The organism is Salipiger sp. HF18, from assembly GCF_011806505.1.
Classification (GTDB): Bacteria; Pseudomonadota; Alphaproteobacteria; order Rhodobacterales; family Rhodobacteraceae; genus Salipiger; species Salipiger thiooxidans.
Map to the genome: position 1 here is coordinate 1 of NZ_JAATOS010000935.1, position 722 is coordinate 722.

Sequence of the window (722 nt, forward strand, 5' to 3'; positions counted from 1 at the left end):
AGCGCCGTCGCCCGCGACCAGCGACAGGCGCAAGCCGCGCGGCGTGCCGCGGACCCTCGGGTGTCAACCGTGGCCAGTGTCATGCCATTACTCGCCGAGTTCGTGGAAGCGCCGCCCGAAATAGGCCAGCGCCGGCTGTCCGCTTGTGTGGGTGATGCCGACGATCTCGGCGAAGATCACCTCGTGCGAGCCAACCACCGCGCGTTTCGAGACGCGGCAGTCGAAGGACACCACCGCACCGCTGAGGATCGGGGCGCCCGAGGCGCCGGTCGTCCACTCGGCCGCGGCGAAACGGTCCTCCATCCCGGTCCTGCCGCCGAAGGTCATCGCCAGCTCCTGATGCGATGGTCCCACGGTGTTGACGCAGATCGCGTCGTTCTGCAGGAATGCCGGCCCCGCCGAGGAGCTGCGGTTCACGCAGACCAGAAGCGTCGGCGGCGAGTCGGTGACCGAGCAGACCGCCGAGGCGGTCATCCCGGCGCGGCCCGCCGGGCCGTCCGTCGTCACGATGTTGACTGCCCCTGCAAGGAGGGACATGCCGTTGCGAAATTCGTCGCGCGAGACGTGCACGCGCGTGGGCTCGTCGCTCGCGGGAAGCTCTGCGTCTGCCATAGCCACTTTCTGTCTTCTTTCCTGATCCGTTCGGGCGCGCCTCATGGCGCCGCCCCCCTCGGATATAGTGCCCGAGAGAGGCGTGGCCCCCCTTCGGGCGCCGCCTCAGT

At 69.3% G+C, this 722-nt stretch carries 1 protein-coding gene; it reads right to left on the reverse strand.

Going from position 1 to position 722, the window contains the following annotated elements:
- Positions 1 to 87: 87 nt before the first annotated feature.
- A complete protein-coding gene (locus HC022_RS28090) occupies positions 88 to 612 on the reverse strand; it encodes a flavin reductase (RefSeq protein WP_050782285.1) in 525 nt (174 codons plus the stop codon).
- Between the last annotated feature and the right edge of the window lie 110 nt (positions 613 to 722).